This is a genomic window from Owenweeksia hongkongensis DSM 17368 (genome assembly GCF_000236705.1).
Classification (GTDB): Bacteria; Bacteroidota; Bacteroidia; order Flavobacteriales; family Schleiferiaceae; genus Owenweeksia; species Owenweeksia hongkongensis.
This window is the reverse complement of sequence record NC_016599.1, coordinates 2,209,824-2,225,455: the sequence shown is the minus strand read 5'-3', so window position 1 is coordinate 2,225,455 and position 15,632 is coordinate 2,209,824. Positions and strand designations below refer to the sequence as shown.

At 40.8% G+C, this 15,632-nt stretch carries 11 protein-coding genes; 3 read left to right on the top strand and 8 right to left on the bottom strand.

Annotation, left to right across the window (positions count from 1 at the left end; all coding sequences use genetic code 11):
• Positions 1–8 precede the first annotated feature (8 nt).
• Positions 9–2,771, bottom strand: a complete 2,763-nt coding sequence (locus OWEHO_RS09975; RefSeq protein WP_014202352.1) for a 2-oxoglutarate dehydrogenase E1 component — start codon at positions 2,769–2,771, stop codon at positions 9–11.
• A gap of 139 nt (positions 2,772–2,910) precedes the next feature.
• Here OWEHO_RS09975 and OWEHO_RS09970 point away from each other — a divergent pair, with 139 nt between their 5' ends.
• Positions 2,911–3,570 carry a hypothetical protein gene (locus OWEHO_RS09970; protein ID WP_014202351.1) on the top strand — a complete coding sequence of 220 codons (660 nt, stop codon included), beginning with the start codon at positions 2,911–2,913 and terminating at the stop codon, positions 3,568–3,570.
• Here OWEHO_RS09970 and OWEHO_RS09965 read toward each other — a convergent pair.
• From OWEHO_RS09965 to OWEHO_RS09940, 6 genes are all read right to left on the bottom strand, one after another.
• A complete protein-coding gene (locus tag OWEHO_RS09965; RefSeq protein ID WP_014202350.1) occupies positions 3,560–4,459 on the bottom strand; it encodes a mechanosensitive ion channel family protein in 900 nt (299 codons plus the stop codon). The genes OWEHO_RS09970 and OWEHO_RS09965 overlap by 11 nt on opposite strands.
• Before the next feature lie 50 nt (positions 4,460–4,509).
• Positions 4,510–4,851 (bottom strand): hypothetical protein, encoded by a 342-nt coding sequence (locus tag OWEHO_RS09960; protein WP_014202349.1) that lies wholly within the window; start codon positions 4,849–4,851, stop codon positions 4,510–4,512.
• Positions 4,827–5,789, bottom strand: coding sequence for a polyprenyl synthetase family protein (locus tag OWEHO_RS09955; RefSeq protein WP_014202348.1), 963 nt, complete (start codon positions 5,787–5,789; stop codon positions 4,827–4,829). Before OWEHO_RS09955 ends, OWEHO_RS09960 begins: the two co-directional genes overlap by 25 nt.
• 3 nt (positions 5,790–5,792) lie before the next feature.
• Positions 5,793–6,656 carry a glucose-1-phosphate thymidylyltransferase RfbA gene (gene rfbA, locus OWEHO_RS09950; protein WP_014202347.1) on the bottom strand — a complete coding sequence of 288 codons (864 nt, stop codon included), beginning with the start codon at positions 6,654–6,656 and terminating at the stop codon, positions 5,793–5,795.
• Positions 6,657–6,677: 21 nt separating this feature from the next.
• Complete coding sequence (locus OWEHO_RS09945) at positions 6,678–9,053, bottom strand: efflux RND transporter permease subunit (RefSeq protein WP_041627547.1); 2,376 nt, start codon at positions 9,051–9,053, stop codon at positions 6,678–6,680.
• 89 nt (positions 9,054–9,142) lie between these two features.
• Positions 9,143–11,605 carry a DUF5686 and carboxypeptidase-like regulatory domain-containing protein gene (locus OWEHO_RS09940; RefSeq protein WP_169312779.1) on the bottom strand — a complete coding sequence of 821 codons (2,463 nt, stop codon included), beginning with the start codon at positions 11,603–11,605 and terminating at the stop codon, positions 9,143–9,145.
• A gap of 157 nt (positions 11,606–11,762) precedes the next feature.
• On the opposite strand from OWEHO_RS09940, the gene OWEHO_RS09935 reads away from it, so the two are divergent.
• On the top strand, positions 11,763–12,440 hold the full coding sequence (locus OWEHO_RS09935) for a TVP38/TMEM64 family protein (protein ID WP_014202344.1): 678 nt from the start codon (positions 11,763–11,765) through the stop codon (positions 12,438–12,440).
• A gap of 529 nt (positions 12,441–12,969) precedes the next feature.
• Here the strand turns inward: OWEHO_RS09935 and hppD are convergent.
• Positions 12,970–14,115, bottom strand: coding sequence for a 4-hydroxyphenylpyruvate dioxygenase (hppD, locus tag OWEHO_RS09930; protein WP_014202343.1), 1,146 nt, complete (start codon positions 14,113–14,115; stop codon positions 12,970–12,972).
• A 114-nt stretch (positions 14,116–14,229) separates the two neighbouring features.
• Here hppD and OWEHO_RS09925 point away from each other — a divergent pair, with 114 nt between their 5' ends.
• The gene (locus OWEHO_RS09925; protein ID WP_014202342.1) at positions 14,230–15,615 is read left to right on the top strand and encodes a T9SS type A sorting domain-containing protein; all 1,386 of its coding nucleotides are present in this window, start codon (positions 14,230–14,232) and stop codon (positions 15,613–15,615) included.
• Positions 15,616–15,632 lie beyond the last annotated feature (17 nt).

Genomic DNA, 15,632 nt, shown 5'->3' with positions numbered 1-15,632 from the left:
TTTTTACTTTATGCGTTAAGTATATCTTTTATTAATTTTTGCTGACGTACAGCGTGTGCTTTGGACGACCCTGCGGCAGTACTGGCACTTGATGGTGGGGCAATAATCTCGTCAATCTCCACAGGGAAATTCATTTTGATATAATATGCTCCACCCATGTTTTTAGGTTCTTCCTGAGCCCAAATTATCTTCTCGGCTTTTTTGTAACTGCCAATCATAGTTTTGATTTGCTCATCAGCCAATGGATACAACTGCTCCAAACGAATGATGGCAGTATGCTCGGGAAATTCCTCATCGCGCTCCTTATCTATATCGTAATATAGCTTTCCGCTAAGGATAACTACGCGGGTAACTTTGTTTTTATCTTCGATGCGCGGGTCATCCAGTATTTCATGGAATTTACCTTCTGCCAAATCCTCAATCGTTGAAACCACCTTAGGGTGACGAAGCAAACTTTTTGGCGACATTACCACAAGCGGCTTACGGAACTCACGAGTCATCTGTCTTCTCATCATGTGGAAGAAGTTTGCTGGAGTAGTAGGGTTTGCTACCTGCATATTGTATTGCGCGCATTGCTGCAACCATCTTTCAAGGCGGGCACTGGAGTGCTCAGCACCTTGACCTTCATAGCCGTGTGGTAAAAGCAGAACAAGTCCGTTTTGAACTTTCCACTTGTCTTCGGCAGCAGAAAGGAATTGATCAACAATAATCTGTGCACCGTTGAAGAAATCTCCAAATTGTGCTTCCCAGATCACCAAAGTTTCGGGTGAAGCCATGGCATAACCATAGTCAAAACCTAAAACTCCATACTCACTTAATAGTGAATTGTATACAGCAAATCGGCCTTCACGACCCTCGATATTGTTAAGAAGGATGAACTCTTCTTCCGAATCCTCTACCTTGATTACAGCATGACGGTGGGAAAAAGTACCTCGCTCTACATCTTCACCGCTAAGGCGAACATTGTAGCCATCGCTTATTACCGAGCCATAGGCCAATAATTCAGCCATACCCCAGTCTAGCGCGTTCTTCTTCTCTACCATCTCAGCACGCTGCTTCAGTAGTCGAGCTATTTTATTGAAGAATTTTTTACCCTCAGGAAGAGTGGTAATCGTTTTAGTGATACTCTTCAGTTTATCAATGTCAAAAGAAGTATCAATGCTTCCATGAAAATCTTCTGGTTTGGAAACGCGATATTCTTTCCACTCATCTTCCATAAACTGGGTGATGGTGTTTTTCTCTATTTTCTTTGACTCATCAAATCGCATTTCAAGCATTTGACGAAAGTCTTTTTCTAAACCATCTAGAAATGCCTCGTCAAGTACACCTTCTTTTTCCAGCTTAGCGGTATATATTTCTTTCGGGTTTTTGTGCTTGCTTATACTCTTATAAAGTAATGGCTGGGTAAAACGAGGCTCGTCACCTTCGTTGTGGCCATATTTACGGTAGCAAAGTAGGTCAATAAAAATGTCGCGACTGTAACGCTGGCGGTATTCCATGGCAAATTGGAAAGCATGAATCACAGCTTCTACATCATCACCATTTACGTGAAGTACCGGTGCTAAAATTACTTTGGCAATATCAGTACAGTAAGTGCTTGATCGGGCGTCAAGATAGTTGGTGGTAAAACCAACTTGGTTGTTTATCACAACGTGAACCGTACCTCCGGTGCTGTATCCATCCAGGCGCTCCATTTGTACTACTTCGTACAAAATACCTTGGGCAGCAATGGCCGCATCACCATGAATAAGGATGGGCATCACTTTGGTTGCATCCCCATCATAATCGGTGTTTATCTTTGCACGAGCAATACCTTCTACCACAGCATCTACCGCTTCCAGGTGAGATGGGTTTGGAGAAAGGTTTAATTTTATTTTGTTGCCATTTTCAAGTTCTTTCTCAGTAGAGTAGCCCAAGTGATATTTTACGTCACCATCAAACTCATCTTCCTCAAATTCTTTTCCTTCAAACTCGCTGAAAATGTCACGCTGTGTTTTTCCAAAAATATTGGAAAGCACATTAAGTCGGCCACGGTGAGCCATGCCCACCACAAATTCTTTTACGCCAAGTTTAGCTGCGGTTTTTATACCAATGTCCATAGCCGGAATCAATGATTCGGCTCCTTCAATTGAGAAACGCTTTTGACCAACGAATTTGGTGTTTAGGAAATTCTCAAAAGCTACAGCCTCATTGAGCCTGCTTAAAATGAGCTTTTTGTCATCAGCACTAAATTGTGGTTGATTGTCGTGCTTGTTCAAGGTTTCCTGTATCCATTTTATCCTTTCCGGATTGCGGATATACATATACTCGACACCTATACTTTGGCAGTAAATGCGTTTAAGGTGATCAACAATTTCGCGTAAGGAAGCAGAGGATTTTAAGCCTAGCTCCTTAGCAGCCTGAAACTGGAAGTCCAGGTCTTTTTCGGTAAGACCGTAGTTTGCAAGATCTAAGGTAGGTGAATACTGCCTACGTGCTCTTACAGGGTTGGTTTCGGTAAAGAGGTGTCCACGAGTACGGTAGTCCTCGATAAGCTCCAGTACTTTAAACTCCTTTTTTATTTCGTCAACTATCTCAGCATGATTGAGCGCATAATCCAAGGCATGTCCGTTGGTATTTGGCTCATCAGCATATTCTTCAAGAGCAAAGTCATAGCCTTGAAAAAAGGCACGCCAGCTAGGCTCAATAGAGTCCGGGCTCTTTAAATATTTTTGATAAAGATCGTCAATGAAAGCAGAGTGAAGTCCTCCAAGAAAGGAAAATCTATCCATGATATTTTTTATTCAACAGCGTGAAATTGCCGACAAAATTAATACTTTCTAAAGAGTAGGAGTTGTTTGTGTGTAAGAGAGTTAAAATTTTGTAGTGTGGCTTTAATACCTTTGTGGTACAATAAGCGTTATGAGAGGTATGAAAAAGTTAATTATTCTACTATTGTTTGTTATGGCAAGTCCAGTGTTTGGGCAGGTTCAGGAGCGTTTTAAAAAAACGGAGAAGGATACAAATAGCCAAGAGCAAACAGAAAATAGAGAAAACCCATCAACAAATAAGCCCACACCATTTGCTGCTCAGCAGGAGCCAAAAAGTGATTTTTGGGATAATGTGATCATAGGTGGTGGTGTGAGTGCCACCTTTGGAAGTTATACTTCTCTATACCTTTCGCCAAGTGTGGGCTATAGGCTTAATGATAAGTGGGTAGTTGGTGGTGGCTATACCTATATGTATTTTAGGTCAAATTTATATTATGCAGGTGGTGGGAATTATGTGTCAGGCGCTACTTATGATAACACCATTCACGGGCCCAATGCGTTTGTGAATTTCTTTCCGTTCAACGGTTTTTATACTGGTGTACAATATGAAATATTGAATCACGATGTACCCTATTATTATGGCGCAAATAATTATGAAGAAGAGAATCAATGGACCTCGGTGCTTTGGTTACAAGCCGGGATTAGCCAGAAGATTGGAAATAACGGCTATGTGCAGCTAGGCTTAAAGTATAATGTACTTCACGATTATGATTCACCTTACGGAACTGCTTGGTTTCCCGTAATTGGTTTTATGTTTTAGACTCTTTGTTTGGCGCGTTGGTTAGCTTAATAGGGAACCCTTCGCCTTTATAATATTTCAATTCTACAATATCGGCAGGTAGCCCCACTCCAGAGCTGGTTAAGTTTTTAAGAACACTGGCAATGACGTGGCTCCTAATGGCGCCAGTGCCATCTTTGTAGTCAAAGGTTTCTACCCAAAATCGTACTTCAAGATTTACAGTGCTTACGCCCAAATCTTTAATGATCACCATTGGCTTTTTGCCTTCATACTGCAATACCTGCTTATGCTCCAAGGTGGCTGCAATGATGGTCTCTACCGCCTTTTCTACACTGTCTTCGTAATCAATTCCCACAATAAACGAAAGGCGAATAAACCCGTCTTTAGTATAATTAACGAGTTCCTCTTTTACAATGGTGTTATTGGGTATAAATACGTCTTTGCCATCAAAGGTTTTTACATGAGTGGTTCTAAGGTTTAGGCTGAGCACCTTACCCATCACTCCAGCAATTTCTATAGTGTCGCCAATGCTAAATGGACGGTTGAAGGCAAGAATAACACCAGCAATAAAATTGGCTCCAATGTCTTGAAAAGCAAAACCAATAACTAAGGCTCCAACTCCGGCACCCGCCAAAAGACCAGCTGCAATTCCAGTGAAACCCATTACATTAAATGCCAAAAGTACCGATAGGACGATAAGCGCCATCCTTAATATTTTGGTAAGGAATAAACTTAGAAGCTGGTCATCCAGGCGTTTGCTTAGCCTGTTTTGAAAAAGAGAAGAAAGCCAACGCGATATCATTATGGCAAGCACCAAAATGATAAGTCCTAAAATGAGCTTTGGAACGTGCTGTAAAAAGCTGTCCCAATAATCTAATACACTTGCTTTTATTTGGTCAATGGCATTCATTCTATTCAGGTTTTTTTCTATAACCTGAACTTACACCAAATTGTTGAGCCTTATGTGTCTTGTGAATATTGAATTCTGAAATAAACCTTTTGTGCTTCACGCGAAAGTATAGCGGCTGTAATGCAGTCAATGGGTGACTCTTGATCCATACAGTTTTTTGCTACATGCTCGTTCAAATCTATGCGGTAAAGCAATTCACCAAGCTGATTGCTGTGTACTTTTTCGCTTAGTATTTGCAGGGTTTCTTTGTAAATAGTTTCAGCATCATGCTCAGAATAAATGATGCGAAGATCTTTTTCCAGTTGGGCAATCAACTGGCTTTTATAAGAATACTGTTCCCCGGTTTTTTCCAGAAACTGGTTCCAGGTTACAGGTCGCGCTTGATCAGCCATTGTGCAAAGGTGGCAAGTTCGGTTTCTATTTCTGTGCTACCATTTGCATCTTTTAGATGTTTAATGGCTTCATCGTAAAACTCATTCATACGTGATTGGGCGTAAACCAAAGCTCCGGTATCTTTAAAAATACCTTTCACGGTTTCCACTTTTTCGGCATCACTTGCATAGTTAGCTTCCAGAGAAGCAAGCTGCTCAGGGCTGCTATTGTGTGTTGCGTTAATACGCAAAATGGTATTCTTATTATTAAGAATGTCGCCACCAGTAGCTTTTCCAAATTTTTCGGGGTCACCAAAGGCGTCCAAAATATCATCCTGAATTTGAAAAGCAATACCGATGCTTTCGCCAAAACTGTAAATAGCATCTGCCTGTTTTACGCTTGCTCCGGCAATAAGAGCTCCTATTTCCAGGGCACAGCCCAAAAGCACTGAAGTTTTAAGACGAATCATTTCAATGTAATCGTCTTCCAAAACGTCATCCTGAGTTTCAAAGTTGAGGTCATATTGTTGACCTTCACAAACCTCCAAAGCCGTTTGGTTAAACACTTTTATTACGGATGGTAAAATCTCCGGCTTCACCGAAACAATGTATTGGTAAGCTTTTACCAGCATGGCATCACCGCTAAGGATAGCTACATCACTATTCCATTTTTCGTGAACGGTTTTCTTACCTCTGCGCAAAGGTGCTTTGTCCATGATGTCATCATGGATAAGCGAAAAGTTGTGGAAAATCTCGATTCCAAGAGCTGGCACCAAAGCCTCTTGAGGGTCGCCTCCAAAAAGCTCGCAAGCTGCCAAAGTAAGGGCTGGGCGCAAGCGTTTTCCTCCCAGTGAAAGGATGTAACTTATCGGTTCGTAAAGTTCAATGGGCTTGTCGTTAAAATCCTGACGAGCCAAGGTGCGCTCTATCAGTGCGGTGTAGCCGTTGATTTTCTCCATAATTTAATCTTCCAAAAGGCGCATCAGATATTCACCATATCCGCTTTTTACCAATGGATTAGCAATTTCTCTTAGTTGATCAGCATTTATAAAACCTTGCTGGTAGGCGATTTCTTCGATGCAACCAATTTTCAAACCTTGACGTTCTTCTATCACATGAACAAATTGTCCAGCCTGCATAAGGCTGTTGAATGTACCGGTATCTAGCCACGCAGTACCTCTATCCAAAATGCCCACTTTAAGCGTACCTCTTTTTAAGTACTCTTTGTTTACATCAGTAATTTCATATTCACCACGAGCCGAAGGCTTTAGGTTTTTAGCAATTTCTACCACGTCATTATCATAAAAATAAAGACCTGGAACGGCATAGCGAGATTTAGGCTTTGCGGGTTTTTCTTCAATAGAAATTGCCTTAAGATTTTCATCAAAATCAACAACACCGTAGCGTTCGGGATCGGAAACCTGGTAAGCGAAAACAATTCCGCCACTAGGGTCTTTGCTTTCTTTTAGCAAATTGCCCATCTCTGTACCGTAAAAAATGTTGTCTCCTAAAACCAAAGCAACACTATCATTACCAATGAATTCTTCACCAAGTACAAAGGCTTGTGCAAGTCCGTTTGGCTCATGCTGAATGGTGTATTCAAATTTGCACCCGATGCGGCTACCATCACCCAAAAGTTTTTGGAAAAGCGGCATGTCATGTGGTGTGCTGATGATAAGGATTTCCCTTATTCCCGCTTGCATCAATGTGCTTAGCGGATAGTAAATCATGGGTTTGTCATAGATGGGCATCAGCTGCTTGCTTACGGCAAGTGTCAAAGGATGTAGTCGTGTTCCGGATCCACCGGCTAGAATAATTCCTTTCATGGTTTACGGGGGTTTTTGGTGTTAGTTATTTTCAGATTCGTCTTCATCCTCCTCTTCCTCTTCATTATTGTTGTAAAGAGTAATCATTGGATGATCAAAGTTTTTATTGGCTACCCTTCTTTCCAAACTCAGCAGCAAGGTAGGAAGCAATAATAGGTTGCTAAGCATTGCAATTATCAAAGTGATGGAAACGAGCATTCCTAAAGCTGTAATGCCGCCAAAGCTGGATGTGAGAAATACGCTAAAGCCAAAGAATAGCACAATAGATGTGTAGAACATACTTACGCCAGTTTCACGAATGGCAACCAGTACGGCATTTGAAATATTCCAGCCATTGGCTCTGAGTTCCTGCCTGTATTTTGCTAAAAAGTGAATGGTGTCATCTACTGAAATTCCGAAGGCAATGGAGAATACAAGGATAGTTGAAGGTTTTAATGGTATTCCAAAATAACCCATAAGTCCAGCCGTCATTAGTAACGGAAATAAGTTAGGAACCAATGAAACCAAAACCATAGCCGCTGAGCGGAAAAGTAGAGCCATAATTATGGCGATCACACTAATGGCCAAAGCAAGACTTACTATCAGGTTTTTGATAAGGTAGCTAGTGCCGTGAAGAAAAATAACAGATGCACCAGTGATGATTACATCGTAGCGTTCGGGATCAAATATTTCATTCACCTTGGCTTTGATTTGCTTCATCATTACTGCGCTTTCCTCGGTGTCAAGGTCAGCTGCCTGAATGCTAATTCGCGCTCTTTGCCCAGTGCTATCTACCAAGGAATTTAGCATTGAAAGACCTTCTTTCTGCTTTGGAATATAGCTGAGGATAAAGTTCTTCTCCTGACTGGTGGGTAGGCTATAAAATGAAGAATCACCATTATAATAAGCTTGCTTGGCAAACTTGATTCCGTCCACTATTGAAAGTGATTTCGACAAATCGGGCATAGTGGCTAGTTCGGCCTGAAGCTGATCTACTTTTTTGAGAAAAGATAAGCTTTGAACACCATTGCGCTTTTTGGTGTCAATTACAATTTCTAGCGGTACAGTGCCTCCAAAGTTCTTCTCCAAAAATTTAAGGTCCAGAATGAGAGGGTCGCTGTCCTTATATTCTTCGGTAATGTTTCCGGTGGTCTTTATCAAAGTAGTACCAAACCCTGCAACGATAGCGAGGCCAATCACCACCACATAAACAATCTTGCGATGCTTCGAAACAGTGTTTAAAAGAAAACCTATAAAACCGTTTATCCAGTTTTTTTCAAGGTGGTTGTAATGACGTTTCTTAGGTGTTTTGGAGTAGCTGTAAAAGATTGGAATTACAATAATGCTAATCACAAATACAATAAGAATGTTGATGGAGGCTACTAAACCAAACTCTTTAAGGATAATACTGTCCGTAAGAATAAGAGCGGCAAACCCAAGTGCTGTAGTGGTGTTGGTAAGTAAGGTAGCAGCACCAATTTTGCGGATAACGCGCTGTACTGCTTTTATTTTATTCTTGTGATCCTTGTATTCGGAGTGATACTTGTTGATGAGGAAAATACAATTGGGCACCCCAATCACAATTATCAAAGAAGGTATAAGTGCGCTCAGCATACTTATTTGATGACCAAAACTTGCAATAAGACCAAAAGACCAGATTACCCCAAGGATAACCACCGTCATGGTGATAAGTGTTGCTTTGATGCTCCTCATAAAAAGGAACATAATAAGGGTAGTTACAAAAAGGGATAGGCCCACAGTAAGACCAATTTCACTGCTGATTTTTTTGGTACTCGCCATACGTATATAGGGCAGTCCGCTGGCGTGTACTTTATGGCCCGTATTGGTTTCATAAGTAGCAACCACTTTTTTGATAGACTCGATAATGCGAACAATGCTTTTGGTGTAAAGCACATCGTCCCCAATTTGCACAAGCATCAAAGGGGCACGTTCATCTTTGCTGTAAAGTAGTTCTCGGTAAAAAGGAAGGCTATTGTAAAGCTTACCTAAACTATCGCTGGTGTTGGCGTCAAAGTTCTTTTCAAAGGAAACAAGTTCTAATTTTTTGAGGCTGTCATTGCGCACCAAATTGTACGCATTAATTGGAGAAAGGATGTTTTTTACCCCCGAAATGGTATCGAGGTTTTTCTCCAGACGCATCCAATCCTTGTAGCTTTCTGGCTCAAATACATTAATGTTTTCAGCGGCAAGAATTACAGTATTTCCCGATTGTTTGAATTCCTCCTGAAACTCTTGATAAGTTACCTGTGTAGAATCGGTGAGTGGGAGCAGGCGAGAAAACTCGTAACTCATCTCTATTTTACGCCCCTGAAAAAGCATAAAAGCGGTAGAAAGAATCACTATGCTCAGCATGGTGATTCGGTTTCTCAGTATTAATCGCGCTATGAATGTAAACATATTCTCTGCCTAATGAACCCTGTGAATTTCGGTCGGCAAAATAACGACAATTATATCTAAGACCTTAAACCTCCTTCAATTAAATGATTTTAAAAGGAGTATTTGGAAGTGATTTTGAAAGCAAAATTTTCTTCAAAGCTCGGAAGGCTCTCTGGGCCTAATCTATAATAAGTTCCAATTCCTATGGCCACAAGGTTTTGACTGATAAGTTTATTAAACTCTAAACCCGCTTCATAGTAGCCTTTGTCAGGAGTTTTGGTAGAAATGTTTTTATGTAAATCAGGGCTTCGAAGATCCCCCCACATGGCACGTGCCACCAATTCTATGTGTGGTGAAAATTCTTTTCGTCTAAATAGAAGTGATTTAAAATCCTGGCGAAACATAAAGTGAACATAGGTGTCGGACATAAACTCGTTAAAGCGCATGGTTTCAAAGCTGTGGCGATCGGCCAGCATAAAAGATCGTTTCCAAAAGTCATCGCTGTTTATCTGGTTTGCGGTGGCAGTGTAAAGTTTTGAATAAGGTACATCTTGCAATACGGTTCCCCCCTGAAGCTCAAAACTGGTTACGCCAAGCGCAATCTTTTTTATACGGTGAATTAGTTTTAGGTCTATTTTATCATAATCAAATTCGGAATCCCAAACTCCTGAGATACCACGAGTATATTGTAAATCAATTACAGGGTAGCCTGTTTCAAAAATTAGTTTACCAAAGTCAGGGCCCTCTACATATTTTTGAGATGGTACATATTGAGCGGCAGCCACCACTTCAAAATAATTGAAACCATTTACGAAGTTCCCATCATTAGATTCGTCATACCAATAATCACCCACCATGTAGCGATTTTCGCGTTGTGTCAATAGCTTAAGATGTACATTTGGCAGTGGGTCAAAAGTGAAGCCCGCGAAGTAGCGAGAGGTTTCATCCCACTGCGGAATGAAAAGCCTACGGTAATTATCTGCAAAAAAGCCAAGGGTAGGCTCTGCAATAAAATTTACTCCGCCACTTTCAAAAATGTCAAATTGATAGCCACCCAAAAGCTTTAGATTGCTATGCTTGTGAAGTATGATTTCACTGTCCCAGCCATATTTGGTTACTTCATCTTTAAAACCATAACCTACATATCCACCTATTTTAAACCACCTCGAGAATCGACTATTGGTGTGAGCTCCAATCCCTAAGCGAAATCCTTCGTAGGTGTTGTAACTAAGGATTTTATCAATGTCTAAGTCGATGAAATAGATGGGAACTTTCCCCGTGGCTAGGGTGGTTAATATCTTTAGTCGCTTATCCAGATTTTCGGCTTCACTAAGCGAATCCATAAAAGTATAGGTGCTTTGCTCTTGGCTGGAAATACTATCCACACGATACTGGTTCAAAATCATGTCAGCATTTGTTACGGCCAATTCATCAATGCTTACCTGAGCGCGGGAGACATCCTTTTTCTTAATGTCAGCTCCCACCTTTATATCCTTTAGGTAGGTTCTGGCGCGAGCTACAGGTTTAAAATTATTTAAAGAAATAGTTCCAAAACTGATTTCTGCGCTAAGCTGATCAGGAAACCAAATGTGTGGAGCGTAGGGTTTATAGCGTTGCTCAATGGCGATGCGAGTGCCGTCATTTTCATAAGGCTCGGCAATTACACTTTGTATGGCCCAGTCGGAAGAGTTGATGTATACCACACCTTTCAAAGGTTGGAATCCGTAATTGGGTTTTGGTCGATAAGAAATTACATAGACTGTGTCGGTAGGCGAGTTATAGGTAGTGTCTTCAATTATAAAAAAGTAGCGCTTAGTGCTTCCTTTGGTAATAGGGTTTAAGAAATCTTGGCCAGCAATGGAAATATAATCACTGTAAAAAGAGAAGGATTGCAGCTGTGTGATGAGTAAAGAAAACAAAGGATTTTTAAAACCTGAACTCCGGTTGGCAAGCACCGTTTCGTTGTCACGTGAAGGTGGAAGGTAGCTACGTTCGGTTACCGTTTCCATAAAAAACAGGTGTTGTTTTTCCATCATTTGGATAATGTCAAGATCTAAAGAGTCGCCTCTTGTCAAAGCTGAATCCAGCGTATTAGTCATTGCTGTGTCGGTAGCCAAACTGTCTTCATCGAGGGTGACCACAAATTTGCTGTAGGTTTTGTAGGTAAAAGAAGGAAGGTTTTCGGGAGCGTTTTCGTCTTTATGAGCTACAGCATTTTTGATAATTCTATGCGCAGGGTTTTCACCCGGAAATACAGCTGCCTCTTCAAGTTGCTCACTTGTTTCCACCATTGCAATGTTTAGCTTTGATTGTGTTGCCGTGATTTGTTCGCTTTGCTTTTGGTATCCTATAAATGAAAAATTGATGGTGTGAGGGCCAGGGTTTAATGTAAGGTTGTAGTTTCCGTCAATGTCGGTCGCAGTGCCAACTTGCGTATTGTTAACTGTTACATTTACAAATGGCATCGCTTTTTTAGTGGAAGCATCAATCACCTTTCCGGTAAGGGTGCGGACTTGGGAATAGCTAAAAGTTGCAAATAGGAGAGTGAGGAAGGTGAATAAATATTTTTTCATCAATTCATTTAGTTTGGGCACTATTGTATAGACACCCATTTGATAGACAAAGGTTGCTAGGGAGGAAAGATAAATCCAAAACTACTTTGGGGCAAAGTCGAATGCGTAAAAGAACAAAATCGAAAAATAGAGGGTTGTTGAAATAGATATTTTATAAATGAAGAAACCAAGTATTCCCGCCATTGCGTCCATCACAATTATTTTAGTTGCTGTTGGATTTTATTTTTTCAACAATGAGTTTCAGCAATGGGCAAACAAGGCTTATGATGCTTTTAGTACAGGTGAAGTAAAAGAGGTGAAGAAGTTTCTGGAGCCTTATCGTGAAATTGGATATTTGATTTTACTAGGAGCGTTTCTGTTTCAGCTGTTCTTGTTTTTTATCCCCTCAGTTTTGGTGATGTCACTGAGTATAATGATGTATGGCCCATGGCTCGGTGGAGGACTTTGTTTGCTGGGCGTATTTCTAGCTTCGGTGTTTGCATACTTTTTAGGTCATGCTTTGGGAACTTACACCATTGATAAAATTATAGGTCATGACAGTCGGGAAAAGATGGAGACATTTTTGGAGAAATATGGATTTTGGACGGTGACTGTGTTTCGGCTTTCTCCTTTTTTGAGCAATGATGCCGTAAGCTTTGTGGGAGGTTTGGTAAATATGAGCTTCTGGAGATTTATTGGAGCTACCATGCTTGGGATTACTCCGCTTACTATTATATTGGCCTGGATGGGAGAAGATACCGAGCGTGTGAAAATTGGATTTATGATTCTTGGAGGTATAAGTATTCTGGCACTTGGGCTATATATTTTTATTGATAAAAGGAAGGCCGCTAGTTGAGTGAGGAACTAGTTAATTTGTTAAATAGTTGATTGGTTTTGAGTTTTCAATTTTTACCACAGAGTTTACAGAGCTTCACAGAGTTTTCTTTGCGTGCCTTTCTTTGCGGCCCGCTCCGAAGCATTTCGGAGATTTGCATGAAAACGTAGCGCGTAGATGACGCGGATGAGCCCAGAGATAATCCGTGAAATTGATGAAATTGGTGGTTTGTTTTTACCACGGAGAGCACAGGGTTTCACAGAGTTTTTTGCGTCAGTTTCTTTGCGTTTATACGTGAAAATATAGCAAGTAGATTTAGCAGAGTTAATCCTTAGTCATCCAAACAATCCGTGCCATCAGCGTTCCAGTTTTTTCTTTGCGGCTTTGCGTGAAATTATTGCGTAAAACTTTTCCGCGATTACCCACACAATCTGTGTAATCAGTGTTCCAGTTTTTTCAACAAAAAAAGCAGGACCCATTTCTGAATCCTGCTCTTAAATATTAATATGTGTACCAGTTAACAAATCAACCAATACACTAGTTAACTAAATTACAAAGTACCTCTTGACTCTTGCTCTCTTTCGATAGCTTCAAAAAGCGCTTTAAAGTTTCCTTTTCCAAAAGAAGTAGCTCCTTTTCTTTGAATGATTTCGAAGAAAAGTGTTGGACGGTCGCCCACTGGTTTGGTGAAGATTTGAAGAAGGTAACCTTCATCATCTCTGTCAATCAGAATACCTAATTTCTTAAGAGGCTCCAGGTCTTCATCAATTTTACCCACACGGTCTAACACATCTGCGTAGTATACATCTGGTACACGCAAAAACTCAACACCACGCTCAGTCATTTGAGTTACGGTTTCGATGATATTGTCAGTAGCCAAAGCTACGTGCTGCACACCTGCGCCATTGTAAAAGTCAATGTACTCCTCAATTTGAGATTTCTTTTTACCCTCAGCTGGCTCGTTGATTGGAAACTTAATACGGCCATTGCCATTGGTCATTACCTTACTCATTAGAGCAGTGTAGTCGGTAGAAATATCTTTATCATCAAAAGAAATAAGCTGTGCAAAGCCCATTACTTTGGCATAAAACTCTACCCACTTATTCATTTCATTCCAACCTACATTACCTACCATGTGGTCAATGTATTTAAGGCCTACACTTGCTGGCTTGTATTCAGGATTCCAAGTAGTGTATCCAGGAAGGAAAGGGCCGTCATAAGCGCTGCGCTCTACAAAAATGTGATTGGTTTCACCATAGGTGCGGATAGCCGAAAGAACAGCTTTTCCATTTTCATCTTCAATGGTTTTGGGAGCAAAAGTAGACTCAGCACCACGCTTGGTAGTTTCCTCATAACTTTTTGCAGCATCATCTACCCAAAGGGCAACATTTTTAATTCCATCACCATGCTTGTCGATGTGTTCATTAATAGGGCCACCTTTAGTAAGAGGCGATGTAAGTACGATGCGAATTTTATCCTGTACTAATACGTAGCTGCTGCGATCTTTTACTCCGGTTTCTAGACCTGAATAAGCTAGTGGCTGAAAACCAAAAGCCGCTTGGTAAAAGTGAGCCGCTTGCTTGGCGTTGGCTACATAAAGCTCTACATAGTCGGTTCCGTTTAGAGGTAAAAAGTCTTCAGCCTCAGGGAATTCCTTCTTCAACTTCAATGAACTGTTATCGTATGTTGTCTCCATATCTATTATTGCTTTTTGGCAAAGGTAAGAAATGTGGTATAGGGCGGAAGTTTGGATTGGGTATAAATAATTTCCTTTCTTTGAAAGACTAATCTGACTCACCAAAACTCCCAAATGAAAAAACTAACACTACTTACCTTTTTTGCCTTGCTCAGTTCAATGGTTTTGGCTCAAACCGAATACATTTTCCACCAGAACGAATCCCTCGCCTTATTCGATTTGAAAATGGTAGGGAATAGTGTTTTTATTTCACTACAGTATAGAGATGGTAGTGGAAATGCGGAAAGTTTTATTGTACGCGGAGATAAATCAATGTCATACCGGGATACTTTGTTTCTTTCATCGGTGGCCCCTGGGAAGCGGGTGTTGTCAATAAGTGATCCTATTGGCGATTCTCTTTTTATTGTGCTAATGGCTAAAACGGAGTCTGGCCAACCTTATGAAAGCGAATTGCTATTTATGGACACAGCTCTAAATGTGAGCTCTCGTAAGGCCTTGCCGCCAACTACTGTGCTCCCTCATGATTTGTTGGTGGTTGGTGATTCTCTACTATATCTATATGGTGGTGACGTGTGGAGGCGAAGGGATTTTTATGTGGGTAAATACGACCTGAGTGGAAATCTTATAAAAGATACTATTTTTCTAAATGGGACGTACATTTTGGAGGCTGCGCTAGAGATAGATGGTGGAGATTTGTTGTTGATTAGGGGGGAGACTAGAATGCGACTGGACGGTGTTACCTTGGAGTTGGATACAATTGCAGGTTACGGAACCTCTTTCGTACATAAGGTTTTGCCGCATCCAGATGGACATTTTTATGTTACAGGATGGGTTATGGCTCAATCACTTCCAGTAGAGATTGGGGTTTATATACATAAAACCGATAGTGCAGGTAATTCGATTGATAGTGCAGCTTTTACTAAGCTTTATGGGTATGACATGTATACTTATTACAAGGAAGGATGTGTGTTAAAGTCAGGTGAGTTGCTGTTGCCATATAGGTGGGATAGTTTATACTTAGAGGATATTCCCTGCCTTAAGATAATGTTTGTGGATGAAAAATTACAGTTGAAAAAGACCATCACACGTTTTTTTAACCGGGATATTTGGGTGGTAAATAGCGTGGCTACGGATGATGGTGGAGCAATAATTATAGGGGAAATAGAGGACACTATGAATGGAGGTTACGATACCTACTACCTCCACCTCGACAGTCTCGGCAACTTCAGCCCACTCACTATTTTTGATACTGATGCTCCAAATCAGGGGCAATTGAGTTTATACCCCAACCCGGCAAATGATGTTATTTTTATAAAAGGACTTGACGATCAGGCTATAATTGACGTTTTTGTGACGGATATATCGGGTGCTGTGGTGGAGAAAAAGGAGCTTACTTACCCATTTCGCATGGAAACAAATCATTTAGTGTCAGGCGTGTATAGCTTGCTGGTAGCGGACAAACGTGGAAACTCATTCACGCTCAAAATGATAAAAAACTAAAATATGTGTCCCACGCG

Coding starts and splice junctions, on each gene's coding strand:
- OWEHO_RS09975 (WP_014202352.1), bottom strand. CDS start 2,771: ATGGATAGATTTTCCTTTCTTGGAGGACTTCACTCTGCTTTCATTGAC.
- OWEHO_RS09970 (WP_014202351.1), top strand. CDS start 2,911: ATGAAAAAGTTAATTATTCTACTATTGTTTGTTATGGCAAGTCCAGTG.
- OWEHO_RS09965 (WP_014202350.1), bottom strand. CDS start 4,459: ATGAATGCCATTGACCAAATAAAAGCAAGTGTATTAGATTATTGGGAC.
- OWEHO_RS09960 (WP_014202349.1), bottom strand. CDS start 4,851: ATGGCTGATCAAGCGCGACCTGTAACCTGGAACCAGTTTCTGGAAAAA.
- OWEHO_RS09955 (WP_014202348.1), bottom strand. CDS start 5,789: ATGGAGAAAATCAACGGCTACACCGCACTGATAGAGCGCACCTTGGCT.
- rfbA (WP_014202347.1), bottom strand. CDS start 6,656: ATGAAAGGAATTATTCTAGCCGGTGGATCCGGAACACGACTACATCCT.
- OWEHO_RS09945 (WP_041627547.1), bottom strand. CDS start 9,053: ATGTTTACATTCATAGCGCGATTAATACTGAGAAACCGAATCACCATG.
- OWEHO_RS09940 (WP_169312779.1), bottom strand. CDS start 11,605: ATGAAAAAATATTTATTCACCTTCCTCACTCTCCTATTTGCAACTTTT.
- OWEHO_RS09935 (WP_014202344.1), top strand. CDS start 11,763: ATGAAGAAACCAAGTATTCCCGCCATTGCGTCCATCACAATTATTTTA.
- hppD (WP_014202343.1), bottom strand. CDS start 14,115: ATGGAGACAACATACGATAACAGTTCATTGAAGTTGAAGAAGGAATTC.
- OWEHO_RS09925 (WP_014202342.1), top strand. CDS start 14,230: ATGAAAAAACTAACACTACTTACCTTTTTTGCCTTGCTCAGTTCAATG.